Origin of the sequence: Neorhizobium alkalisoli (assembly GCF_002968635.1) — a bacterium.
Taxonomy (GTDB): domain Bacteria; phylum Pseudomonadota; class Alphaproteobacteria; order Rhizobiales; family Rhizobiaceae; genus Neorhizobium; species Neorhizobium alkalisoli.
The window spans coordinates 380783-404972 of sequence record NZ_PVBN01000003.1; the positions used below are offsets into that span (position 1 = coordinate 380783).

At 59.6% G+C, this 24190-nt stretch carries 20 protein-coding genes; 17 read left to right on the forward strand and 3 right to left on the reverse strand.

Features of this window, described 5'->3' with window-relative positions; translation table 11 throughout:
• The first annotated feature begins 62 nt into the window (after positions 1 to 62).
• The 17 genes from C5L13_RS09175 to C5L13_RS09255 all read left to right on the forward strand — a co-directional run bounded on the left by C5L13_RS09175 (position 63) and on the right by C5L13_RS09255 (position 20357).
• Positions 63 to 980, forward strand: a complete 918-nt coding sequence (locus tag C5L13_RS09175) for a carbohydrate ABC transporter permease (RefSeq protein ID WP_105382963.1) — start codon at positions 63 to 65, stop codon at positions 978 to 980.
• Positions 977 to 1840 (forward strand): carbohydrate ABC transporter permease, encoded by an 864-nt coding sequence (locus C5L13_RS09180; protein ID WP_105382964.1) that lies wholly within the window; start codon positions 977 to 979, stop codon positions 1838 to 1840. Before C5L13_RS09175 ends, C5L13_RS09180 begins: the two co-directional genes overlap by 4 nt.
• A 25-nt stretch (positions 1841 to 1865) precedes the next feature.
• Positions 1866 to 3791 (forward strand): glycoside hydrolase family 127 protein, encoded by a 1926-nt coding sequence (locus C5L13_RS09185; RefSeq protein WP_105382965.1) that lies wholly within the window; start codon positions 1866 to 1868, stop codon positions 3789 to 3791.
• Positions 3792 to 3802: 11 nt separating this feature from the next.
• Entirely contained in the window at positions 3803 to 4888 is a 1086-nt protein-coding gene (locus C5L13_RS09190; RefSeq protein ID WP_105382966.1) for an ABC transporter ATP-binding protein, read from the forward strand.
• Between the two features lie 476 nt (positions 4889 to 5364).
• Positions 5365 to 7149: an IucA/IucC family protein gene (locus tag C5L13_RS09195; RefSeq protein WP_105382967.1), complete on the forward strand. Its 1785-nt coding sequence runs from the start codon at positions 5365 to 5367 to the stop codon at positions 7147 to 7149.
• Positions 7133 to 8869, forward strand: coding sequence for an IucA/IucC family protein (locus C5L13_RS09200; RefSeq protein ID WP_105382968.1), 1737 nt, complete (start codon positions 7133 to 7135; stop codon positions 8867 to 8869). The genes C5L13_RS09195 and C5L13_RS09200 overlap by 17 nt, the downstream gene beginning before the upstream one ends.
• On the forward strand, positions 8866 to 10146 hold the full coding sequence (locus C5L13_RS09205; RefSeq protein WP_105382969.1) for an AMP-binding protein: 1281 nt from the start codon (positions 8866 to 8868) through the stop codon (positions 10144 to 10146). The genes C5L13_RS09200 and C5L13_RS09205 overlap by 4 nt, the downstream gene beginning before the upstream one ends.
• Positions 10143 to 11219 (forward strand): DUF6005 family protein, encoded by a 1077-nt coding sequence (locus C5L13_RS09210; RefSeq protein WP_105382970.1) that lies wholly within the window; start codon positions 10143 to 10145, stop codon positions 11217 to 11219. Before C5L13_RS09205 ends, C5L13_RS09210 begins: the two co-directional genes overlap by 4 nt.
• An 82-nt stretch (positions 11220 to 11301) precedes the next feature.
• Positions 11302 to 12171 carry a sugar phosphate isomerase/epimerase family protein gene (locus C5L13_RS09215; RefSeq protein ID WP_105382971.1) on the forward strand — a complete coding sequence of 290 codons (870 nt, stop codon included), beginning with the start codon at positions 11302 to 11304 and terminating at the stop codon, positions 12169 to 12171.
• A 186-nt stretch (positions 12172 to 12357) separates the two neighbouring features.
• On the forward strand, positions 12358 to 12873 hold the full coding sequence (locus tag C5L13_RS09220) for a sigma-70 family RNA polymerase sigma factor (RefSeq protein WP_105382972.1): 516 nt from the start codon (positions 12358 to 12360) through the stop codon (positions 12871 to 12873).
• A gap of 142 nt (positions 12874 to 13015) precedes the next feature.
• On the forward strand, positions 13016 to 13942 hold the full coding sequence (locus C5L13_RS09225) for a FecR family protein (RefSeq protein ID WP_105383142.1): 927 nt from the start codon (positions 13016 to 13018) through the stop codon (positions 13940 to 13942).
• Positions 13943 to 14061: 119 nt separating this feature from the next.
• Positions 14062 to 16359, forward strand: coding sequence for a TonB-dependent receptor (locus C5L13_RS09230; protein ID WP_105382973.1), 2298 nt, complete (start codon positions 14062 to 14064; stop codon positions 16357 to 16359).
• Positions 16360 to 16465: 106 nt separating this feature from the next.
• The gene (locus C5L13_RS09235) at positions 16466 to 16762 is read left to right on the forward strand and encodes a DUF2218 domain-containing protein (RefSeq protein WP_105382974.1); all 297 of its coding nucleotides are present in this window, start codon (positions 16466 to 16468) and stop codon (positions 16760 to 16762) included.
• A 32-nt stretch (positions 16763 to 16794) separates the two neighbouring features.
• Positions 16795 to 17694: a siderophore ABC transporter substrate-binding protein gene (locus C5L13_RS09240; protein ID WP_105382975.1), complete on the forward strand. Its 900-nt coding sequence runs from the start codon at positions 16795 to 16797 to the stop codon at positions 17692 to 17694.
• Positions 17691 to 18668, forward strand: coding sequence for an ABC transporter permease (locus tag C5L13_RS09245; protein ID WP_105382976.1), 978 nt, complete (start codon positions 17691 to 17693; stop codon positions 18666 to 18668). Before C5L13_RS09240 ends, C5L13_RS09245 begins: the two co-directional genes overlap by 4 nt.
• Positions 18661 to 19602 (forward strand): iron chelate uptake ABC transporter family permease subunit, encoded by a 942-nt coding sequence (locus C5L13_RS09250; RefSeq protein ID WP_105382977.1) that lies wholly within the window; start codon positions 18661 to 18663, stop codon positions 19600 to 19602. The genes C5L13_RS09245 and C5L13_RS09250 overlap by 8 nt, the downstream gene beginning before the upstream one ends.
• Positions 19599 to 20357 (forward strand): iron ABC transporter ATP-binding protein, encoded by a 759-nt coding sequence (locus C5L13_RS09255; RefSeq protein WP_105382978.1) that lies wholly within the window; start codon positions 19599 to 19601, stop codon positions 20355 to 20357. The genes C5L13_RS09250 and C5L13_RS09255 overlap by 4 nt, the downstream gene beginning before the upstream one ends.
• 52 nt (positions 20358 to 20409) lie before the next feature.
• On the opposite strand, the gene C5L13_RS09260 is transcribed toward C5L13_RS09255, so the two are convergent.
• The 3 genes from C5L13_RS09260 to C5L13_RS09270 all read right to left on the reverse strand — a co-directional run bounded on the left by C5L13_RS09260 (position 20410) and on the right by C5L13_RS09270 (position 24190).
• Positions 20410 to 22128, reverse strand: coding sequence for an ATP-dependent acyl-CoA ligase (locus C5L13_RS09260; RefSeq protein ID WP_245571184.1), 1719 nt, complete (start codon positions 22126 to 22128; stop codon positions 20410 to 20412).
• Between the two features lie 29 nt (positions 22129 to 22157).
• On the reverse strand, positions 22158 to 23216 hold the full coding sequence (locus C5L13_RS09265) for an ABC transporter ATP-binding protein (protein ID WP_105382979.1): 1059 nt from the start codon (positions 23214 to 23216) through the stop codon (positions 22158 to 22160).
• 83 nt (positions 23217 to 23299) lie between these two features.
• A complete protein-coding gene (locus C5L13_RS09270; protein ID WP_105382980.1) occupies positions 23300 to 24190 on the reverse strand; it encodes a carbohydrate ABC transporter permease in 891 nt (296 codons plus the stop codon).

Consider the following 24190-nt stretch of genomic DNA (forward strand, 5'->3'; position numbering starts at 1 on the left):
GGAAGCCACGGAGGGGCGTGTCTACGCTCCTCCCTCGACTTGAGCAGAGCGAAAGTAACACTATGACGATGCCCGCCATTGCATCCTCGCCCGCGCGCAAACGCAGACGACGCAGTTCCGGCTGGCAAGGCCTTGCCTATATCGCTCCGGCGATCGCGCTCGTTACGGTCTTCTTCGTGCTGCCGGTGATTTTCACGCTCTGGATGAGCCTTCACCGCTGGCCGCTGCTCGGCGCGCCGCGCTGGATCGGGCTCGGGAACTATCTGCGCATGTTCGATGACGCTCGTTTCCTCGCCGCGCTCGGCTTTACGACGCATTATACCGTGGTCGTGACGATTGCCATTTTTGCCATCGCCTTTCCGCTCGCCTTCTTCGTCGAAAAGCAGCGCCCACTCGTCTCCACCTATCGCACCGTCATTTTCCTGCCGGTCGTCGTTGGCCTTGCCTCGGCTTCGCTCCTTTGGGTGTGGCTGGCCAATGTCGACAGCGGCCTTCTGTCGCCGCTCCTTCAGATGCTCGGCCTCACGGAACGGCGTCTCAACCTGCTAGCCACCTTCGATACGGCATTCCTGACCGTGATCGTCATGGTCGTCTGGAAAATCGCAGGCTTCACGATGATCATCCTGCTCACCGGCCTTCAGGCCATTCCAACTGAATTGACCGAGGCTGCCCGGATAGATGGCGCGCGTCCATGGCAGCGCTTCCGTCACCTCACTCTGCCGCTGATGCGCCGCACCCTCGCCCTTGCCCTGATCCTTTCGATCACAGGCTCGATCCTCGCCTTCGACCAGTTCTATATCATGACGAGCGGCGGCCCGCAGAACCGCATGATTTCCGTCGTCTATTACATCTTCAATCAGTCCTTCGTGTCTTTCAATCTCGGATACGGCGCTGCCCTCTCCATCGCGCTCCTGGTAATCCTGGTCCTGATCAGCGTCATCCAGCTCTGGCTGCTCAAAGTGGGGGACGACCGGCCATGAAGACGCGCAGCAAGCGGCGCGCCCGCCGGGCTTTCTGGAACGGCATCGCCTACCATGGCGTCGGGCTCGGGACGGCCTTCTTCTTTCTCGCCCCTTTCTTCGTCACCATCCTGGCATCGTTCCGGCCGAGCGCAGAGAGCGGTCGTCCGCCTCTGCCGCCCTGGCCAGTGACGGGCTTCAGCTTCGACGCCTATCATACGCTCGACGGCTTCGGCTCCGGCATCTGGCAGCACACGATCAACTCGCTGATCGTCTCGCTGGGAACCGTGGTGCTGACGGTCGCCATCAGCGTGCTCGCCGGCTACGGTTTCTCGCGTTACCGGTTTCCTTTGAAGAACGTGCTTTTTGTTCTCATCATCGCGACGCTGATGATCCCGTTCCAGTCGATCCTGACGCCGCTCTTCATCATCCTGGCAAAGCTCGGGCTGAACAATTCGCTCTTCGGCCTGATGCTGATCTATGTGACGCTTCAGCTCCCCTTTTCCGTCTTCATGATGCGCAACGCCTTCGACGCGGTACCGAAGGAGATCGAGGAGGCCGCCCGCATCGACGGCGCCCGCGACATCAAACTGCTCGTGCGCGTGCTTCTGCCGCTGGTGATGCCCGGGGTCGCGACCGTCTCGATCTTCGCCTTCCTCAACGCATGGAACGAATTTCTCGCGGCGCTGGTGCTGCTCTCCAGCAACGGGAACTACACCCTGCCGGTGCTGATGACCGCAGTCCGCGCCGGGCGTCTCGGGGCGATCGACTGGGGGGCCGTCCAGGCCGGCGTTACCGTGATGATCATCCCCTGCCTGTTCGTCTTCCTGCTTCTCCAGCGCTACTACATGCGCGGGCTGATGGCCGGCGCGGTGAAATAACGATCCACAAAGTGAAAGTGAGCCCATGAGCAAGACCCGTAAAGATCGCCAGTTCCGCCCCGTCGCCGTTCCGGATGTCGACCTCAACGGCTTCTGGGGCAAATGGCAGGACGCTGTTTGCAACGCTACAGCCGAAATTCTGCTCGACCGTTGCATTGAGGCCGGCATGTTGCAGGCAATCGATGTCGATCAACCAAGCCCCGGTATCGTGATTCCTATTCTGGAATGGGGCGGCACCACGCAAATGTTCTGGGACAGCGATCTTGGCAAATCGATCGAGACGATCGCCTACTCGCTCTATCGAAAACCCAACGCCAAACTCGAGGCCCGAGCAGACGCGATCATCGACCTTTATGAAAAGCTACAGGACAAGGATGGCTACCTGAATGCGTGGTTCCAGCGCGTCCAGCCCAATCGCCGCTGGACCAACCTGCGGGATCATCACGAACTCTATTGCGCCGGCCATCTGATCGAGGCCGCCGTCGCCTACTTTCAGGCGACCGGCAAACGCAAGCTGCTCGACATCATGTGCCGCTATGCCGACTATATGATCGAGGTGTTCGGCCACGGCCCCGGCCAGATACCTGGCTATTGCGGCCATGAGGAAATCGAACTTGCTCTGGTCAAGCTCGCCCGGGTCACGGGTGAAAACAAATATCTGGACCTGTCGAAGTTCTTCATCGACGAGCGCGGCACCGAGCCTCACTTCTTTACCGAAGAAGCAAGGCGGGATGGACGGGACCCCCGCGACTTCATCCAGAAGACCTATGAATATGGGCAGGCGCACCTACCGGTGCGCAAACAGGAAAAGGTCGTGGGTCATGCCGTGCGCGCCATGTATCTCTATTCGGGCATGGCCGACATCGCCACCGAGTACAAGGACGACAGCCTGACGGACGCACTTGAAGTGCTCTGGGATGACCTCGTCACCAAGCAGATGTATATCACGGGCGGCATAGGTCCGGCGGCCTCCAATGAAGGTTTCACCGACTATTTCGACCTCCCGAACGACACGGCCTATGCCGAGACCTGCGCTTCGGTCGGCCTCGTCTTCTGGGCGAACCGCATGCTGGGGCGCGGACCCGACCGCCGCTATGCGGACATCATGGAGCAGGCGCTCTACAACGGTGCCTTGCCGGGACTTGCGATCGACGGACGGACCTTCTTCTACGACAATCCGCTGGAAAGCACCGGGAAGCATCATCGCTGGAAATGGCATCATTGCCCATGTTGCCCACCGAACATCGCCCGTCTCGTCGCGTCGATCGGGTCGTACATGTATGCCGTTGCCGATGACGAGATCGCTGTGCACCTCTATGGCGAAAGCAAGCTGAGGGCCGAACTTTGCAGTGAAGCAAAGGTCACGTTGGAACAGGTGAGCAATTATCCCTGGAACGGCGCGGTCAGCATCAACGTTGCCCTTGAAAAGCCGGCTCGCTTTACCGTCTCTCTCCGCATCCCGGAATGGGCCGAGGGTGCGGCGCAGCTACGGCTGAACGGCGAAGTGCTGGAAATCCAGTCAATTGCTGTCGACGGCTATGTACGGATCGAGCGCGAATGGCAGGACGGCGACCGCATCAACCTCGACCTGCCGCTTGCCCTTCGTCCTCAATTTGCCAACCCGAAAGTGCGGCAGGATGCCGGCCGCGTCGCCCTGATGCGGGGCCCGCTCGTCTATTGCGTGGAAGAAACCGACAATGGCGGGGATCTCAACGCGATCGTCATACCGGATGTGCTGCCCGCAACGACGGAAACTGTCCTCGAAGAGCTAGGCGGCGCCGTCGCTGTCGATCTTCCGGTGCTGAGGGAAGACACCGCCGGATGGGGCTCTTCGCTCTACCGATCGACGCGGGCAGAACGAAAAGCGGGGTCGGCCCGTCTGGTGCCCTATCACCTTTGGGACAACCGGGAAGCGGGTGCCATGCTCGTCTGGCTGCAGGCCGAAAAGTAGGAACCGAAACGATGACGACTGTACCGACAGCCGCAAGCGTCGTTCTCGCCGATATCCGCAAGAGCTTCGGCAGCCTCGAGGTCATTCACGGCATCGATCTCTCGGTTACGGAAGGGGAGTTCGTCGTCTTCGTCGGCCCTTCGGGCTGCGGCAAGTCGACCCTGCTACGCATGATCGCCGGTCTCGAGGAGGTGACAGAGGGCGAAATCACCATCAAGGGTCGGGACGTCACCGACCTCGATCCCTCGGAGCGGGGTATCGCCATGGTCTTTCAATCCTATGCGCTCTATCCGCACATGAGCGTGCGCGAAAACCTTGCCTTCAGCCTCAAGATGTCGCGCACGAGCGTCGCCGAGATCGACCGCCGCGTCACTCAGGCCTCGGCGGTCCTGAAGATCGATCACCTGCTCGACCGACGGCCGGGGCAGCTGTCCGGCGGCCAACGCCAGCGCGTCGCAATCGGCCGGGCAATCGTGCGCAAGCCCGATGTGTTCCTCTTCGACGAGCCGCTCTCCAATCTGGATGCGGAACTGCGCGTCACCATGCGCATCGAACTTGCAAGGCTCCACCGCGAGCTCGGCAATACGATGATCTACGTGACCCACGACCAGACCGAAGCGATGACGCTTGCCGACCGTATCGTCATCCTGCGCGACGGCCGCATCGAGCAGGTCGGCACACCGCGCCAGATCTATGAGGATCCGGCCAATACGTTTGTCGCCGGCTTTATCGGCTCGCCGCGCATGAACCTGCTTCGGGGCAGATGGGTCGGTCCCGGCCGCGTCCGTGTCTCGGGCGTCGAGATCGATGTCTCTATGCCGGTCGCCGCTCCCCCCGAGGGCTCGGAGGTCGAGTACGGAATCCGACCCGAACACGTAGAGGTCGACCGAGATGCCCGCAGCGGCATGCCAGCAACGGTCGAGTTCAGCGAATATCTCGGCGGCACCCGATACATCTACACCAGGCTCGCGGACGGACAAAATCTCACGGTCGAGGATCGTACGAATATCGCTATCGAGAACGGGCAATCTATCTTGTTGTCCATGCCGGCCGGAAAGGGACTTGCATTTAACGGCAGTGGCGGACGCATTCGATAGTCTACCTCCGTTTTGCTGGCCTATATCGACCAGCTCTGCCTATTGGCACTGAATCAACAAGAGATATCTATCTGGCGGCCGACGTAGATCCCGCTGCCTGTCTGTGGGCCGTCGGGAAAAAATGCAGAGCCGATGAAAAAAACCGGTGGGCCGGTCGTCTTAGGGTCTGGAGCGCTGCTCAGCATGCGCCGAAACCGGGTTGATCAAGAACGAGTTCGCCGCCATGAAATCTCATCTTCATGCACAGCCGGGCAGACCAATTGTGCTGCGCTCCTCCGCCTCGGCCTCATTGGCGCGACATCAGAGGCAAGTAGAAGCCTCCATTCGCCCCGAAACCAACAGCCGCAATACCCGCCAGCCGGATCACTGTCGGCACTAGTCTCGCCAAGAACCGGCAGATCGCCGGCTCTTAGCGGGCGAAGCCAAAACGGAGCACCATTGCGTGATCGCTATTTGCGCAGCGGGGATGGAGAAGCATGCAATCGTCAAGGCAAGCGGCGGAAACGGCAACATTCCAGAGTTTCGCGAACTGCTATCTTCGTGAAGTAAATCCCGGCACGCCGATTGTACATCGGGCAGCCACCGAGCCGGTCGACTGCATCGAGTGGTCGCTGCCGCGTCAGCAAATGCTGTTGCGCGCGGAGATCGTTTCGCCGTCGATCTGCGGACCTCAGTACTTTGGCAGGCTTTGGTCCCGGGTTGCGTCCGACGCCTCCTGGCGTCAGATCGAACCTCTATCGGCCCTCACTTTTCTCATTCATGAAGCCTACCGGCGTATGGATGGAGCCTGGCGGGATGAGCTGCGCACATTCGAGGTGGAGCTACTGACGCGAGTTCTGGACAGCTATCAGCAGATGCACAATTACATCGAGCGAGCAGAGCATGGACATCGAGAAGAAGGCCATTTCATAGACGCAGAACAGTCGCTTGTTTTCGGCCATTGGCAGCATCCGACGCCAAAGAGCCGGCAGGGTATGACCTATTGGCAGCAGGAGAGATATGCGCCCGAGCTGCGCGGGCAATTCAGGCTCCATTATTTCGCCGCAAGGGCAGGTCTGGTGCGCCAAGCTTCCGCAGGCAGGATGCAGGCCGGCGAAATGGTGTGTACTCTGCTAGGGACGTCGGGCCGCGAACCTTACATCGGTGATGACGAATGCATTATTCCCATGCATCCGCTTCAGGCCGAGGCTCTCCTCCTTCAGCCGGAAATCCAAGCCCTGGAGCAGAACGGTGAGCTGCGGTCACTGGGTCCTTTGGGACTTCAATTCACGGCGACGTCCTCCGTACGGACCGTCTATAGCGATGGCGCCGACTGGATGCTGAAGTTCTCACTTCCCGTGCGGATCACCAATTCCGTCCGGATCAACCGTCGCCAGGAACTCGACGCTGGTGTGGCCATGGCCCGGCTAATGCAGCGTATCCATCTTGCAGAACGGGAAGAAAAGTTCCGCGTCATCCATGATTGCGCCTATATCACCCTCGACTTGCCAGATCGCGAGGAAAGCGGCTTTGAAGTCATTCTTCGTGAGAACCCCTTCCGGGAAGAGAAGGGACAAGGCGTCGTCACCCTGGCAGCGCTGACCGCCGATCCCCTCCCCGGGAGGCTTTCGCGATTGGAGCGGACCATCCGTGAACTGGCGGCAAGAAGCGGCGATGGGATACCCTATATCGCGCTTGCCTGGTTCAATCGCTACCTCGTCTGCGCCGTCGAGCCGCTGATCCGGCTCTACGACCATCATGGCGTGGCGCTCGAAGCCCACCAGCAGAACAGCCTTCTGGATATTTCATCAGGCTACCCTTCCGTCAGCTACTATCGCGACAATCAGGGCTTTTATCTTTCCGAACGCCATCGCAGCCGGCTCGCCAGCCTTGTCCCGGAAACGGAGACCATCGCGTCCCTCTATTTCGCCGATGCCGAGATTCGCGACCGCTTCGCCTATTACCTGATCGTCAACCAGGTGTTTTCCGTCATCAGCCGTATGGGCCATGACGGCCTCTGCGACGAAGGCACGCTTCTAAACGCGTTGCGGACGCATCTCGAAGAATGCGCACAGACGATGTCTGGTGTCGGCAGAGAATTCGTAAGGCACGTTCTCGACCTTCCGACGATCACCTCCAAAGCCAATCTGACGACCCGCCTGTTCGACGTGGACGAACTCCAATCCAGCGGCAACAACCCCCTCTACCGCCCCATTCCCAACCCGCTGCGCGTTGCCATCGCGCTCGCGGCATCGAGGACAAACCATGCCATTGCCTCTTGAGGAACCTGGCAAAGCCCGCGACAGGGTGGTCCGGCAGCTCGTTTCGGCACTGCTCTTCGAAGGCATCGTTGAGACGCGCACGAAAATCGGCAAAGACGATACGCAATTCGATTGGTCGCTTGGCGGAAAGCAGTTCCGCTGCCGTGGCGGGATCGGGCCCTTTGGACGACTCCGTATCGCGCCGGGCTCCGTCGAAATGCTTGGTCCCCACAACCGCTGGGAAGCCGCCTCCCTCTCTGCGATCGTTCCGGAACTGCCTGGAACGGGGGTTACCCGCAGCAGACTGTTCGGAGAGCTCGAACAAACGATCATCTTCTCGGATTGGAACCATCATCATATCCCGCCGAAGGAACGACGGGATATGTCCTTTGCGGCTCTGGAGGGTGCACTGGACGAAGGGCATCCATATCATCCCTGCTACCGTGCCCGCTTGGGCTTTTCGCTCACCGACCACGCCGCCTACAGTCCGGAAGCCGGGCAGCCGTTTCAGCTCGTCTGGCTGTTGATCGCGCAAAAACATCTTGGCAACGCATTTCCGGACCGCGAAGAAGATTTCTGGCACCGAGAGCTCGGTGAGAAAACATGGGCGCTCATCGGGGCAAAACGACGGGCACTAGGGTTGTCGGCCGAGGATTTCGGGCTCGTGCCGCTGCATCCATGGCAATGGAAAAGCCTCAGGGAAGGTCTTGCCGCTGGGTGGATATCCACCGGGGAGGCTCATTATCTCGGCGCGCTGGGTGACCGGTATCTGGCAACGCAATCGGTTCGGTCGCTTCTGAACATCGACCGACCAAGCGCGGCGAGCATCAAGCTGCCGCTCAACATCATCAACACCTCCTCGCGCCGTTCGCTCGAACCGCATTCGGTCTGCACTGCGCCGACGCTGTCCGGCTGGATCGCCGAGATCGTCAGCGGTGATCCGGTATTTCACGAACGATATCCGCTCACCATCCTCGAGGAATATGCGGGCCTCATCGCGGATGCCCGCGGCCCGCTCGCCGGCCAGATCGGGGCCATATGGCGCGAGAACGCCGAAGCCACCCTGCAGCCCGGCGAAGCCATCGTCCCCTTCAATGCCCTGATGATGATCGAAGGCGACGGAAGACCATTCGCAGACGAGTGGATCCAGCGCTTCGGCCTGATGCCCTGGATGAACAGGCTCCAGGAGGTCGCCATCCTGCCCGTATGGCATCTGCTGGTCTGGCACGGCATAGCGGTGGAAGCCCATGGCCAGAACATGCTGCTGGTGCATCGCGACGGTTGGCCCGTACGGCTCATCCTGCGTGACTTTCATGAAAGCGTCGAATTTTCCTCCGCCTTCCTGCGCGAGCCAGACAAGGCGCCGGACTTCCGGTCATTGAACCCGGACTATCGGGACGCCGAACCGGACCAATATTACTGGACGGACAATCTCGATTCGCTTCGCGAACTCGTCATGGACACGCTCTTCGTGTTCAACCTCAGCGAAATCTCGCATCTTCTCGATGTCTGCTACGGTTTTCCCGAATTCCGTTTCTGGCAACGGGTCGAAACTCTGCTGGCGGCCTATCGGGAGGATTGGCCGGTAGAGCAGCGCTTGGCTGAACTGGGGCATGACCAACAGTTCATCCGAACCGAATCCCTGATCCCCCGAAAGCTCCTCGCCCAAAAGCCGGAATATCACCACGAAGTGCCGAATGCCTTGGCCGCGAGAACAACCGAACGAAAGAGGAAGCCATGATCCAGATCGATGGACAGCTCTACGACCATGCCTATTTCGAGGAAGCCGGAGACCGGATCGGCAGGCAGATCGGCCTTGATGCGGGCAATACCGGCCGCTACGCCGTCTGCTTCGACAACACCGTCGAATGGCTCTCCTTCTTCTTCGCTATCCGCAAGGCGCGCGCCAGTGTGCTGCCGATCAATCCCGCCACGCCCTATCCAGCTGCGCGCAAGCTGGCGATTACGGCGAATTGCGACCGGCTTTTCTATGACAGCCTGACGGCGGAAGTATTGGAGGCGCATGAGGAGGCCGCAAGACCCGGTAGGCTGCTGCATATGAGCTCTGGCACGACGGGGGCTGCAAAATGCATCGCCAGGAGCTGGAACGAGATCGACCGGGAGGTTGAAAGCTACGTTGCAACCTTCCGCGAACCGGAAGATATGACTCCGGTCATCGCGTGCCCGACCACCCATTCCTACGGCCTGATCTGCGGTATTCTCGTGGCTCTTAAACGCGGACAGGTTCCGGTCATCGTGGAGACGGGAAACCCGAAACATCTCCTCAAGGTGCTGCGCGAGATCGAGCGCCCGCTCCTCTATTCGTCGCCCGCGATCCTCCACACACTCTCCCGGCTTCTGCCTGAGGGGGAGAAGCTCTATGCGGCCATGACATCCGGTACTTTGCTGCCCGATCCATGGTTCACGCAGATCCGCGCGAGGAGCGAGCATCTTTTCCAGCAATATGGCTGCTCGGAATCCGGTTGCATCGCGATCAACCCGGATATGCGCGCCGCCGCAGACATGGGCTTCGTCCTGCCGCACCTCAAAGCCTCGACGGGGAAGAGCGCCGACGACACCGGGGAAGTCGTTGTTCAAAGCGATGGGGGCACAGCGATCCACACGCGCGATCTCGGATATCGACGCGAAGACGGCATGCTGGTTTTCGTGTCGCGCATGGACGACATGATCAACGTGTCGGGCCTCAACGTCTATCCCGGCGATGTGGAGGACGCGGTCATGGCAATGCCTGCTGTCACCGACGCCGTTGCCTTCCGCAAGACCGACCGTTTCGCCGGGGAGCGCGTCGCCCTCCTCTACAGCGCCAGCCAGCCTGTTTCGTCGCGGGACATCCGCGAATGGTGCAGCCGCCATCTCGCAAGCCACCAATTGCCCATGGAGATGGTTCAGGTCAGCGAAATTCCCCGCCAGGCGAACGGCAAGATCAGTCGGCGCGACGTCGCGGCCCGCCATGCTGACGGCGAGTTCGTCGCACTTGGAGCAGGAGTTGCCTCATGAATCGCGACGAAATTCTGGAAGCTGTCCGCACTGTGCTTTCCAAGCAGATGGCTCATCCGCATATGCAAAGCTTCGCGCCGGAAGCCCGCCTCAACGAGGATCTCTATCTGGACTCCGTGCTGATCCTGCAGATCTTCCTCAATCTCGAACTGGAATACGGGCTTGCCATGCCGGAAGAGGCGATCGCCCGACAGGAACTCGCCACGATGGCAGATTTTGTCGCGCTCTATGCGCCGCAGACCACCATTCCATCATTTCCAATGACCGGTGGATCCACGGACGAAGGCGTCCATGGCGAAGCTTATTACGATATCAAGGTCCATTGCTTCGTAAGCTGTGTTTGCGACGGGCTGAAGCGTCAGGGTCTCGACCAGCGGCCTTTCTATTTCGGAGTCTGGGACGCAAAGCTCACGGTCAGCGACCGCTTCGAGCTTCTCTATCATTCGCCGGAGATCACCCAGGACTTCTTCCGCGACTGGTTCACCCGGCTCTACCGGGTTCCGATCCGTGAATGGTACGATCCGGCGAAATCGAAAGAAGACAACCTCACCGCGCTCATCGAACTCGTCGAGACCCGTCCTGAAACCGGCTCGGTCATGGTGATGCTCGACATGTTTCACCTTCCCGAACGCGAGAACAAGTTCAACCAGAACCCCTTCCCGCATTACCTGATGCTGCAGAAAACTGCGGATCCGGAAAGATGGTTCGTGCATGACCCCGACTATCGTTGGGAAGGCGAGATCGAGCGGGAGAAGGTGATCCATGCGATCATGCAGCCAACCGTCGGCGGCGGTTACGTCTTCGACAACGCTTTGGCTCGCCCGCCAGAACCGGAAGACCTGAAGGCTTATTTCGAAGCTTGCTTCGTCGCCGACAGAAATCCGCTGGCAGATGCGGTCCACGCCATCGTCACGGCACATCTTGAGGGTGATGGCGGATTGGCACTCGCTGACCTTGCCTCGGCAGTCCGTGAGTTGCCGGTGATCACCATCCGCAAATATGCCTATGAGCACGGCTTTGCCTTTTTCTGGCGCGCACTGAAACTTCCCGCCGCGGGTTGGAGCGCAAGCTGAAAGACCGTCTTGGCGAGGTCTTTGCGATGTGGTGCGATCGGCAGGAAACAGAAGCTATCCCCGACCTGAAGAGGGCGATGGCATGAAACTTTCCATCTGCAGCATCAGCTTCCGCCATCACCTGATATCGATCGGTGAGATGGCTGCCTGGGCACGATCAGCCGGCTTCCAGGGCATCGAACTTTGGGGCGTGCATGCACGCAATCTCGCCGCTCATCCCGAGCGAAATGGTGCATGGCTGGACGATTATGGTTTGTCGGCGCCGATGATCAGCGACTACCTGCCGCTTGACGCCGACGTCCGGTTGCTGCGGCAAAAGACCATCGAGCTTTGCCAATTGGCCAAGAACTGGGGAGCCGCGAAGATAAGGACCTTTGCAGGCAAGACCGCCAGTAAAACGGCTTCCGGCGAAGAGCGGCGGCTAATTGCAGGCGGGCTGCGCGAGGTTTGCGATGTCGCTGCCAGCTATGGAATCTATCTGCTCGCTGAAACTCACCCGGACACACTCGCCGATACTGCCGCCTCAACGCTGCAATTGATCGAAGAGGTGGACCATCCATTCTTTGCGATCAACTTTGACGCATTGCACGTCTGGGAGGGCGGCGACGATCCGGTCGCCACGCGCCGACGAATGGGTGCCGCCATACGCCATTATCACCTGAAAAACGTCCGTCACCGCAAAGATCTCGGCGTTTTCCAGCCTGCCAACATCTACGCGCCAGGCGGCGATCGCCGCGGAATGACGGCCTTGTTCGAAGGGGCTCTCGACTATTCGCGCTTTCTTTCCGATCTGATCGAGGATGCAGACGCCGAAGCCTCGTTGGAATGGTTCGGCGGCAATTGCCAGGAAACACTGCGCAACGACTTGACGCAGGTGCGACAGATGGCAACGAGGCGCCAAAGGGAGGTCTCGAACCGCCATCGTTTGGAGCCAAGTCACCGGGATCTCTGATCGCGGCTCTTTCAGCTGGCTCGACAACCTTTAACCGCATGCTTTGTGACGAACAAGCATGCGGCATAATATGACTGTTGTTCTCATGTTATTGATGCTAGATGGGACCGCGGGCGCGAGGCAGCGTGCTCGCGGCGCAAGCTCTGATGCGTCTGGTCTTCCGAGGGACGTCTAGCAAACCGATCAATGACGCTGAAAATCGACGATCGACATAGTCTTTACCTAACCCATCGCTCCGCGCTGGTGGACTATGCCGCACGCATCCTTGGCTCACGCGAAGCGGCAGAAGACATTGTCCAGGAAGCTTATCTGCGCTTGGCACCCGGAAGGACGACGGGCGAGTCGGCGCGACAGACGATTGCCTATCTTTATCGTATCGTTCGCAATCTTTCCTTCGATGTTTTGAAACGGCGCAAGATCGAAAGTCGGGGGCAATCGAGCGACGCACTGTTCTGGACAGTGCCTCAGCCTGTCGAAACTCCGGAGCAGACGGTAATGTTCTGCGACGAAGTTCGAATTGTCGCCGAGGTGCTGAACTCGCTGCCGAGCGAGATTCGTGCCGCAGCGGAAATGTACCGCTTCGGTGACCATACGCTGGATGGGGTAGCACAACATCTCGGCATCTCGGTGGCGACGGCACACCGGCACGTGCGCACTGCCATGATGAAGATCGCCACCGCGCTCGACAGAAAAAATACTTGAAACCCAGATTGCGCGAAAAATCCCGACAGATCGATCGTTCCTACGAAAGGAAAGAAATTTCGGGTACAAGCAGCGAGATATCCGAAGCAGGTACGACTTGACGCGGCACGACGAGACAGATGAGAGCATTCTGGAAGAGGCTATGGACTGGTTCCTGCGCCTGCGCGAGCCATCTTGTTCACCCAATGACCAACGCGATTTCAATCTCTGGCGAGACCGATCACCAGCGCATCGCGATGCCTGGATGAAAGCGTGCAAAACCTGGGACCTGATGGGCGAGGCAAAGCCTGTCGATGACAGGCTCCAGCCCCGAGCGACCCGGACGACAGTACCTCTCCCTCGCCGGCGGAGGGCCTGGGGCGTCAGCGTTGCGCTCGCGCTGGCGGCCTGTCTTGTGCTGGCTTTGGCCGGCCCCTCGCTTCTCCTTCATTACCAAGCGGATTTCGCAACCGCGACAGCCGAATTGCGCAAGGTCACGCTGGAGGACGGCACGACGGTCGAACTAGGCCCGAGGAGTGCGGTCGATACGGACTTCGCCAATGGCACACGCAACGTCACGCTGCTTGAGGGCGAAGCCTTTTTCGACGTGAAGCACGATCCGACGCGTCCCTTCGTGGTCAATGCCGCAGGCGTTAAGGTCACGGTGCTGGGCACGGCGTTCGACGTCCGGATGAAACCGGAAGATACGACGGTTGACCTTGTGCGCGGCCTGGTCGGTCTCACGGTGGAAGGGGCCGCACACCCCTTCGAACTGTCGCCCGGCGATTCCGTCGTGATCGGCCGTGGCGACGGTCGGATATCACGCAGCCGAACTGCGCCCGAGGACATGGCGGCCTGGCGACACGGTCGCCTGTTTGTCAACGACGTGACCATCGCCTCCGTGGTCGAGGAACTCCAGCGTTACCACCCCGCCTGGATCAGTATTCCGAGCAATGACCTTGCCCATCGCCGCGTAACGGGCCTCTATGACCTTTCGAACCCTGACCGGGCGCTCGAAGCGCTCGTCCAGCCCTATGGCGGTAAGATACACCGCATTTCGCCCTACCTGCGCGTGCTCGCCCTCTTCTAGGCCGTTAAATTTTCATAAAATTTTCACGAGCGGTGAAAAAACCGACGCCTGCAGTCGTCTCTACGCTGAAACGCTGGCCGGGGGGCCTTGGCGTGCAGTGCGTAGCAGGAGACGGGCGGATGAGCTTTCCGGTAAGTGGAGTTTTGCGTGGTGCGAAGACGAAGGGCAGGAACAGGGCCTTTGCACTGGGTTTGATGGCAACGGTAGCTGTAGCCACGATCGCGGTAAGCCCGATCGTCGCAACCCCTGCCGTGGCGCAGACAGCCACGCGCAATTTCGATATCCCGGCTCAGCCGCTCGCATCGGCTGTCAACGCCTTCGGCCGCCAGTCCGGCCTGCAGGTCACGCTTGCGGCTACGACCTCGCGCGGCGTCAATGCCCAGGCGGTCAGCGGCAATCTCACCCCGGACCAGGCGCTAGCCCGCATGCTGGCCGGTACCGGCGTCAACTATCGGATCGCCAACGGCACCGTCGTGATCGGCGCTCCGGCGCCTTCTGCTGGCGACCTCCCGGTCGAAGGCGCAACTACGCTCCAGCCGATCGTGCTGCGGGGGCAGCCAGGTGCGGAAGGCGATGTGGGTGAAACGGTCATCGGCCCGGAGCAGCTGGAGCGGATCAATCCAACCGACATTGCCGATGTCTTTCGTGAAGAGCCCGGCGTGCAGGTGGGCAGTTCACTGCCCATGTCTCAGAAGGTCTATGTCCACGGCGTTGAGGAGACCAACCTCGCCGTCAGCATCGACGGTGCGCGTCAGAACAACAAGGTCTTCCACCACAACGCGACCAATCTGATCGACCCCTCGATCCTGAAGGCGGTCGATGTCGATGCGGGCATTGCACCGGCGGATGCAGGCCCCGGCGCGCTTGCTGGCTCCATCAACTACGAGACACGGGATGCAATCGATCTGCTGGCGCCAGGCCAGTCGATTGGCGGTTTCGTCACCTCTACCTACAATTTCAACAGCGACACCGTCACGACCGGCCTCTCCGCCTATGGCAAGCATGAGGGTTTCGAGTTCCTGGGATATTTCACTTTCGGCAAGGGTGATGATTTCCACTCGGGCAGAGGCCATGAGGTGGGCGGGACGAAAACTGACTTACTGAGCGGACTTGGCAAGCTCGCCTATGAATCCGAAGACGGTCACCGCTTCGAGATCAGCCACGACCGGGTGTTGGACGACGCCCCTCGCCCGTTCCGCGCCAACGCCGGCTTCGTCGATACCGGTCGCCCATGGGAACCGCGCCTTCGGGATTATCGTCTTGACCGACAAAACACGGTCTTCACCTACACGGATACTTCACCGGAGGGTTGGTGGGACCCGAAGATCATGCTGGCCTACAGCTCGACCGAGGTGACAGTTCCTGTCTTTTTGCGGCCGCCCCTTACCCCCTCGCCCTATGACGCGATCGGTGAAACATCGAGCTTAAACGGGAAGTTCGAGAACAAGTTCTCCTTCGATATGGGCAATGTTGTTGCAGGCGTTGATTTTTACAGCGACAGGGCAGAACTTGACGACTTTTTTGAACCCGGTCGGGAGAAGGCCACCAATGTAGGCATCTATGCTCAGGCCAGGCTCGAGCCATGGGACCGTACCCGCCTGTCGTTCGGCGGACGCGCCGATCATCAGTGGTTCACAGGTGTCGCCGGACAGGAGTTCGACAACGGCGGCCTGAGCGCCAATGTTTCCGGTGAATATGACCTGACGGACTTCTTGACGGCAAAAGCAGGCTTCTCGCATGTCTGGGCGGGTGTTCCGCTGGCCGAAAACTTTGTCCTGAACCCGGCTTGGGATTATGGAGCCGACGGTCCTGAACCCGTAACGGCGAACAACTACATGATCGGGCTCGAAGCCGAATACGAAGGCTTCACCGCGGAAGCCAGCATCTTCCGGACGGATATCTATGATGCCCGTATCGCGGCATACAGAACGCCCGCAACGGGAGCGCTCATCAATCGAGATCTTGAATCAAAAGGATTCGAACTCGGCGCTGGCTATGAGTGGGCCAGCGGTTATGTGAAGGTGAAATATACGCATATCGATGTCGATGTTGATGGCCGGCCCGCCGACTCCGATACCGGCAACTACTTGGCGACGCCGGTCGGCGATATCATCATGATTACTGCTGCGCATACGTTCGTCGACTGGGGCCTGACGATTGGCGGCGATATCGAGATCGCCCCTGAATACGATCATGTTGCCGCTGGCACGGCGCCCTATAAGGCCTATGAGGTGGTCAATGTCTTTGCCGAGTGGAAGCCCGAAACCATGCAGAACTTCACCTTCCGTGCCGAAGTGAAGAACCTGCTCGATGAAACCTATTCGGATCGTGCCACCTATGGGCAGGAATTCGGCAATGTAACGCCGCTTTACGAACCGGGCCGCAGTTTCCTGCTGACGGCTAAAGCGACATTCTGAAGCAGGTGACCTCTGTTCACGTCGACGTGTGGCGGCTGCCTTTAAGGTTGCCGCCACACGCACGTCGCGATAAGTGGAATACTATACTCATATAAAGGAGCGACACTTGTTCCAGGCAATCGCAGAATGGCAGACTGAACACGGTGGGAAGTATCTCGTGCAGCTGTGCAAGCATTTCGCTCACAAGCTCGAGGTCACCTATTCCGAAACTCATGGCGAGTGCCGCTTTTCCTGCGGAACGGCCGTGCTGGACGCCGATCCCAAAGGACTGAAGATCCTTGCGATGGCCGTGGACCAGGAACAACTCGCCGAAACGGAATCGGTGATCGAGAGACATCTCGTACGTTTTGCTTTCCGGGAAAACCTGGAAGCATTGCAATGGCAGGCGCAGGATCGCGTCTGAGCCGATCGAGACGACGGATACATGGTGAGACGATGAATATCAGGCCGATCGTGGCGGCTGCCGCTTTTGCTTTTTCTGTGCTGTCAGCGCATGCGGCCGAGATCAGTACCGCCCGCGGACCGGTTGCCATCGAGAAGACGCCGGCAAAGGTTGCGGTGTTCGATATCGCAGCCATCGACACGCTCGACCGGATCGGCATCAAGCCGGCCGGCGTTCCGGAAAAGCTCTATCTTTCGCGGTTGGACTCCCTCAAACAGGGTGCGGCCGTCGTCGGCGATCTCTTCGAGCTGGATCTTGAGGCGCTGAGCGCTCTTTCGCCGGACCTCATCATCGTCGGTGGGCGATCCTCGACAAAAGTGGACACCGCCGTCAAGGTGGCCCAGACCATCGATATGACAATGGATGGCGACGATCTGATCGCGCAGGCCAAGGAGCGGCTGGCCGCCTATGGCGCTCTTTTCGGCAAGCAAGCGGAAGCCGAAAAAGCTGCAAGCGAACTGGACGACCAGATCAGAGCCGCAAAGGCAGCCGTCGCAGGCCGGGGCAAGGGGCTGATCATCATGACCAACGGGCCGAAGGTGACTGCCTATGGTCCCGGCTCGCGCTTCGGCTGGGTACATGCCGCGCTCGACCTGCCGCCCGCCGTTCCGGACGTGAAGGCGGCAGACCACGGCGAAGCGGTATCCTTCGAGTTCATCAGCAAGGCCAATCCCGATTGGCTGCTCGTTCTGGATCGCGCGGCGGCGATCGGCTCCGGCGAACAGGGCGCCAAAGCGACGCTTGACAACGAACTGGTTGCCCAGACGATCGCTTGGAAGAAGGGACAGGTCATCTATCTGCCGGCCGCGGAATTCTACATCGCCGCCGGCGGGGTTCAATCGATGCAGCGTGTGCTGGCGACCGTCGCGGAGGCCTTCGCCGACGCCAGATGAGTAACGCCGCTCGCCAGCAGTCATCGCGCACAGGATTGTTAGCGGGCTTCGTCCTCGCGGCTCTCTTCATGTTGAGCCTGTTCGTCGGTGTCATCGACGTGCCGTTTCATCGGGCGCTTGCCGACGCCGGAGCACTGGAACTTCTTCTGATCAGCCGCCTGCCGCGAACGCTCGCGGCCCTACTTGCCGGCTCGGGCCTGGCGATCGCCGGTCTCATCATGCAGACGCTCACCCGCAACAGCTACGTCGAGCCCTCGACAGCCGGTACCGCCCAGAGTGCCGAGCTTGGCGTGCTTCTCGTCACGCTGCTGTGGCCGTCGGCGAACCTCTTTGCAAAAAGCATCGTTGCAACCGCAACCGCGCTTCTCGGCACATCGGTTTTCCTCATGACGGCGCATCGGCTGCCGCCGACCCAGCCGTTCCTCGTTCCCCTCTTCGGCATTGTTTATGGCGGCGTCATCGGTGCGGCCGTCACCTTCGTCGCCTGGCAGGCAGACCTGTTGCAATATCTCTCGGTCTGGACCAACGGAGATTTCTCCGGCGTGCTGCGCGGGCGTTATGAACTGTTGTGGATCGGCGCGGCCATGCTGGTGGCAGCTTGGATGATCGCCGACCGGCTGACGATCATGGCGCTCGGTCGGGACGCCAGCATTGGACTTGGCATCGACTACGCCCGCATGCTGCAGCTCGGCCTCGTCATCGTCTCCGTCATCTCCGCGCTCAGCACCGTCGTCGTCGGAATGATCCCTTTCGTCGGTCTTGTCGTACCGAATATCGTGTCGCGGCTGATGGGTGACAATCTGCGTGGCACGCTGCCCGTCGTTGCCATGAGCGGCGCGATCCTGGTGCTCGGCTGCGACATTCTCGGCCGTTTAATCCGCTACCCTTATGAGATCCCGGTCGGCACGGTGATGGGCTGCGTCGGCGGCATCATTTTTCTCTGGCTTCTCTTTCGGCGACCGGCCCATGCGTGACCGCCGGCTCCTTTGCCTTGGCGCGGCTGCGCTTGTCTGCATCGCCGCTTATATGTCGATTGGACTGCGCGGCAATCTCGGCTTCGTGCTGACCCTGCGAGCTACGAAACTTGCTGCCCTTATCCAGGTCAGCGTCTCGATCGCCATTTCCACCGTGATCTTCCAGACGGTCACCAACAACCGTATCCTGACCCCCGCGATCATGGGGCTCGACGCGCTCTATCTGTTCGGCCAAATGCTGCTCGTCTTCCTGTTCGGCGGTGTCGGTTACGCGGCGCTCGATCCGCAGATCAAGTTCGGCGGCGAAGTACTGCTCCTCATGGGCCTTGCCACGAGTCTCCTGCTGCCGATGCTGAGGCACCGCACGGACATGGGACTGATGCTGCTTGCGGGCGTCATCTTCGGTGTTTTCTTCCGCAGCCTGCAATCGCTGCTGGCGCGCCTTGTCGATCCAAATGATTTCGCCGTGGCGCAAAGCATGAGCTTCGCCAATTTCAATAATGTGCGCACCGATTTGCTGATCTTTGCCACGATCCTGACTGCGATAGCCGCAGTTATCGCGTGGCGGGCACGACATGTCCTCGACATCGTGGCGCTTGGTGCCGATAGCGCGATCGGGCTCGGGGTGACTTGGACGAGAACCGTGACCGGTCTTTTGCTGCTCGTCTCGGCGCTGGTCGCGGTCTCCACGGCACTTGTCGGGCCGATTGCATTCTTCGGCCTGCTGGTCGTGGCCGCCGCGGAGCGGATCGTCGATAGCAGGCGCCATGCCATCCTCGTGCCCGCAGCGGCCCTTACCGCCGTCATCATCCTCGTTGGAGGCCAGACGCTGTTCCAGCACGGGCTAGGTAACAGTTCGACGCTCGGCGTCGTCATCGAATTCGCCGGCGGCCTCGCCTTCCTCATTCTCCTCTTCCTCGGGAGCCGCCGATGATCCAGGTTGAAAACGTCTCGCTGAAGCACAGATCGACGCCGATCCTGCATGATATTTCGCTTGAGATCCCGAAAGGCGGTATTACTGCGCTGATCGGCCCTAATGGTGCGGGCAAATCCTCGCTACTGTCGCTGATTGCGCGGCTTCAACCGCTGCAGGTGGGAAAGATCAGCATCGAAGGCTTTCCGGTCGACACGACGCCGAACCGGGATCTTGCGAAGATCATCGCGATCCTGCGTCAGGACTCGATCGTCACTAGCCGGTTGCGTGTCCGCGAACTCGTCGGCTTCGGTCGCTTCCCGCATGGTCGCGGCCGGTTGACCGCAGAAGACCAGGCGATCATCGACCAGTCGCTACAACAATTCGACCTGACCGACCTTGCCGACCGGTTCATCGAGACCCTTTCCGGCGGGCAACGTCAACGGGCTCTCGTGGCCATGGCCTTTGCGCAAGGCACGGACTATCTGCTCCTCGACGAACCGCTCAACAATCTCGACATGTATTTTGCCCGAGAACTGATGCGGTCCCTGCGCAAAATCGCCGATGGCAAGGGCAAAACTGTAGTCATCGTCCTGCACGACATCAACCAGGCAGGATTTTATGCGGACCGGATCGTGGCGATGAAAACCGGCCGCGTGGTTGCCGATGGTGCGCCGTCAGAGCTACTCACCCCGGAAACCTTGCACGCCATTTTTGGATTTGAGATGCGGGTGGAAACGATCGACGGCATCCCGATGGTGGTGCATCTTCGTTAGGCAACCACGCCCTTAAAGGGTTCGCCTGGCATCCTGAATCGAACAGTTGCTTTCACCGTGAAAGTACGTAGCCAACCTTCTCCCGATCCCAGGTGGTGTCCGTCACACCTTTCGCTATGAGCCTGTACTTTTGAACTTTACCATTCTCTGTAAGCGGCAGTTCATCGACAAAATCGATGAAGCGGGGGACGGAAAAGTACGACATGCGGGGCTGACAGAAATCGAGAATTTCCTCCGGAGAAATGGTGGAATCCTTCTTGAGAACGATGGATACCATCACCTCATCCTCCGCTAATTCCGACTGAACAGGGAAGACCGCGGCATTTTCCACGGCCGGATGAGCAACCAGAACCTGCTCCACTTCAAAGGAGGAAATGTTCTCTCCACGTCGACGGATTGCATCCTTCATCCGGTCAAGAAACCGCACATATCCATCGCTGTCTCTGGTTACCCGATCGCCCGTATGGAACCAAAGATTGCGCCAAGCCTCGACGGTCCTCTCCGGCATGCCGAAATAGCCGGTCGCGATCGAGAACGGTGCCACGGATCGGACGACCAGTTCTCCGTGGGTACCGTCGGGTACCTCATTGTCGTCACTGTCGAAAACGGCAATTTCAAAGCCGGGCCTGACCTTGCCCATCTTGCCCGGCTTCTGTTCATGAAGAAGACTGCCGATAACAAAGTTGGTTTCGGTTGAACCGTATCCGTCGATAATCGAAACACCAAAACGTTCAGTGAAGGGCGCATGAAACTGTGGCGGGACGCCTGGTGCAAGGGCGGTTCGGGTCTTGTGCCCCCGATCGGCCTCTGAAGCCTCCTTGGACAGCAATATCGGGATCATTGCGCCGAGGAGATAGGTAACGGTAGCTCCTGAGCTCGCCAGAGACGTCCAGAACCGAGAAGCTGAAAACTTTGGTTCGATAAACACCGGAGCGCCAGTCAGAAGCGCCTGGAAGAACGTGTTGAGGGCATTGGTGTGAAAAAGCGGCAAGCAGGTCAACAACACGTCGTCTTCGGAAACACCGAGCAGGGCAGCGGTATGCACACCCCACCAGAAATACTGCGCATGAGGACAGCATACACCTTTTGAAAGCCCTGTCGTGCCGGAGGTATAGAGGATCGCCACGGTGTCGGAAGGACGACTTGCGTGAGGCTCCATATCGCCCGTTATTTCCGGCAGAGGCGCGTGCGCAAATTGCACGTCCGCGCCTTCAGGAACTTCACCGACGGTCCAGATTTGCTGAAGGGGCACGCCAGCGGACGCCAAATTTCCGAAAACCTGTAGATGGCTGACCTCCACAAGTGCGAGCTTGGCCCCGCAGTTCTTCAAGATATGCTCGAGCTGGACGCCGCGGGAGGCCGTGTTGATGGGCACAGCGATTGCACCGGACCATGCGCAACCCAGGAATATCTGCAGAAACTCCAAGCGGTTGCTACACATGATCGCGACGGTATCGCCGGGATTGATACCGGCAGCCCGCAAGGTCTTGCCGGCGCTCGATGCCAACCTTTTGATTTCTGAAAAGCTCAGCGTCGAATTGCCGATTGTGATCAGTTTCCGGGCGCCATAACGCTCTGCCTGCCGGATCAACATCTCGGGGACGGTTCGCGTCGAAGGAGGAAAAACATTGGTCAGGCCGAAGACACTAGCCTCCTTCAACAACTCGATCTCTTGCGCTCTCATCATCGTTTCCTGGTGCCGGTTTTGCATAATATTCCCGCGCGCGTCTTTCTGAAGCGATCCCCATCCCATTCGCAGCTGACTGTGCAACAGCAGCGTTTTCGGAAGAGAACGATCGCTTAGTTTATTCGTTGTTCGGTTTGGTGGTCGAATAGATGGACCTTGCCAAGGTCGACCGCGACGCGAAGGATGTCGCCGGGGCGCGTCATAACCCGCTCCCGGAACACACCGGTGATCCGCTGCCCTGCCATGTGCCCTACGACATGCGTCTCAGCACCTGTCGGCTCGATAACCTCAACGACAAGCGGCAAGCCGCCTTCCTCAACAATGGCCAGATTTTCAGGCCGGATGCCATAAATCACCTGTCGCCCTTCGTTTGCGGAGGCCGGAGGCTCCGAAACCGGAAGCGCGAGATCCCCGGTCCGCACCGCCCCTTGGCTATATCGGCCTGTCAGAAAGTTCATGCCCGGAGAACCGATGAAGCCAGCGACAAAATGATTGGCGGGCCGGTCATAAAGAGCAAGGGGAGAGCCGACTTGCTCGACAAAGCCGTCCCTCATCACCACGATCTTGTCGGCCATCGTCATGGCCTCGATCTGGTCATGCGTCACGTAGATCATCGTGCTTGCCAGTCTCTGATGGAGCGCCTTGATCTCGCCGCGCATCGTGACGCGCAACTTGGCATCCAGATTGGATAGCGGCTCGTCGAACAGGAACACCTGGGGATTACGCACGATCGCTCGTCCCATGGCAACGCGCTGCCGCTGGCCGCCTGATAGTTGCCGTGGATATCGCTCGAGCAGCGGCTCGAGGTTGAGAGTTTGGGCGGCCTTTTCGACCTTGACGCGGATATCTGCCTTTGTGGCTCCGCCAAGTTGGAGGGAAAACCCCATATTCTGAGCGACGGTCATATGCGGGTAGAGCGCGTAGCTCTGGAAGACCATGGCGATGTCGCGGTCCTTCGGGGACATGTCATTGACGACCCTCGAGCCGATATGAACCTGGCCGTCGCTGATTTCCTCCAGCCCGGCGATCATGCGCAGCAATGTCGACTTCCCACATCCGGACGGCCCGACCAGAACGACGAACTCGCCGTCGTCGATATCGACATTCACGCCATGGATGACCTGGGTTTGGTTATAGACTTTTCTGACGTCGCGGAGATTTACGTTGGCCATTCTCAATTCCTCGTCTTGTGCGCCCGACTCTCCGTCCGGCGCAGCGGATTGCTTCGCGTTGCAGGGATCGCAAGCGTCGATGATTATCCCTTGACGGCGCCGCCGAGCACGCCGCGTACGAAGTATTTCTGAAGGGTCACGATCAGGACCAAAGGTACGACCACGGAAATGAAGGTCGCCGCGGTCAGCGTGTTGAGGCCACCAGCGTTGGTTTGCGCCAGGCTCGCGACCTGCACCGTCAGGGGCGAAAGCGAGCCGGATCCCAAGAAGATCAGCGGGATCAGAAGGTGGTTCCAGGCAATCATGAACTGCAGGATTGCCAACGATGCGAGGACGGCTCCCGAGAGCGGCAGAATGATCTGGAAGAATATCCGCGGTTCGGAAGCGCCGTCGATGCGTGCGGCCTCCACGAGATCGGACGGAATGCTGGCGAAGAAGCCATAAAGGAGGAAGATACCGAAGGGCACCGTCAACCCCATCTCGATGATCCAGACCGGGACAAAGGTCCCCGTGAGGCCGAGCGCAAGGAAAAACTTGAGCATCGGCACCAGAACGAGCTGGGGCGGGAGCACCTGGAAACCGACCATCGCAAGGAACAGGGCCGTGCGCCCCCGAAACCGCATCCGCGCCAGGGCAAAGGCGCCGATTGCGGAAAACAGGACGGTACCCAGGACGGTCGGAATGGTCAGCACGATCGAATTCACGATGCTGCGGCCGACGCCGGTCAGATACATCGCCTCGACATAGTTCGACAGTACCGGCCGCCACTCGACGAAGGCATACCACCAGCCCGTCAGCGAGGAGTCGCTTTCGGTTCGAAACGTCGTCACGAAGAGCGACAGGATCGGCGTGAACCATACCAGACAAAGCAGGAAGACTGCGGTGTGGAGACCTATCTGCTTCAGCCTGTTTGTCAGCTTGGAGGTCACCTGTAAGGATACGGGCATGGTTTCGCGGTTTTCGACAACGGTCAT

Coding starts and splice junctions, on each gene's coding strand:
- C5L13_RS09205 (WP_105382969.1), top strand. CDS start 8,866: ATGATCCAGATCGATGGACAGCTCTACGACCATGCCTATTTCGAGGAA.
- C5L13_RS09215 (WP_105382971.1), top strand. CDS start 11,302: ATGAAACTTTCCATCTGCAGCATCAGCTTCCGCCATCACCTGATATCG.
- C5L13_RS09250 (WP_105382977.1), top strand. CDS start 18,661: ATGCGTGACCGCCGGCTCCTTTGCCTTGGCGCGGCTGCGCTTGTCTGC.
- C5L13_RS09270 (WP_105382980.1), bottom strand. CDS start 24,190: ATGACCGTTGTCGAAAACCGCGAAACCATGCCCGTATCCTTACAGGTG.
- C5L13_RS09185 (WP_105382965.1), top strand. CDS start 1,866: ATGAGCAAGACCCGTAAAGATCGCCAGTTCCGCCCCGTCGCCGTTCCG.
- C5L13_RS09220 (WP_105382972.1), top strand. CDS start 12,358: ATGACGCTGAAAATCGACGATCGACATAGTCTTTACCTAACCCATCGC.
- C5L13_RS09200 (WP_105382968.1), top strand. CDS start 7,133: ATGCCATTGCCTCTTGAGGAACCTGGCAAAGCCCGCGACAGGGTGGTC.
- C5L13_RS09240 (WP_105382975.1), top strand. CDS start 16,795: ATGAATATCAGGCCGATCGTGGCGGCTGCCGCTTTTGCTTTTTCTGTG.
- C5L13_RS09180 (WP_105382964.1), top strand. CDS start 977: ATGAAGACGCGCAGCAAGCGGCGCGCCCGCCGGGCTTTCTGGAACGGC.
- C5L13_RS09255 (WP_105382978.1), top strand. CDS start 19,599: ATGATCCAGGTTGAAAACGTCTCGCTGAAGCACAGATCGACGCCGATC.
- C5L13_RS09230 (WP_105382973.1), top strand. CDS start 14,062: ATGAGCTTTCCGGTAAGTGGAGTTTTGCGTGGTGCGAAGACGAAGGGC.
- C5L13_RS09265 (WP_105382979.1), bottom strand. CDS start 23,216: ATGGCCAACGTAAATCTCCGCGACGTCAGAAAAGTCTATAACCAAACC.
- C5L13_RS09225 (WP_105383142.1), top strand. CDS start 13,016: ATGGACTGGTTCCTGCGCCTGCGCGAGCCATCTTGTTCACCCAATGAC.
- C5L13_RS09190 (WP_105382966.1), top strand. CDS start 3,803: ATGACGACTGTACCGACAGCCGCAAGCGTCGTTCTCGCCGATATCCGC.
- C5L13_RS09195 (WP_105382967.1), top strand. CDS start 5,365: ATGCAATCGTCAAGGCAAGCGGCGGAAACGGCAACATTCCAGAGTTTC.
- C5L13_RS09210 (WP_105382970.1), top strand. CDS start 10,143: ATGAATCGCGACGAAATTCTGGAAGCTGTCCGCACTGTGCTTTCCAAG.
- C5L13_RS09245 (WP_105382976.1), top strand. CDS start 17,691: ATGAGTAACGCCGCTCGCCAGCAGTCATCGCGCACAGGATTGTTAGCG.
- C5L13_RS09175 (WP_105382963.1), top strand. CDS start 63: ATGACGATGCCCGCCATTGCATCCTCGCCCGCGCGCAAACGCAGACGA.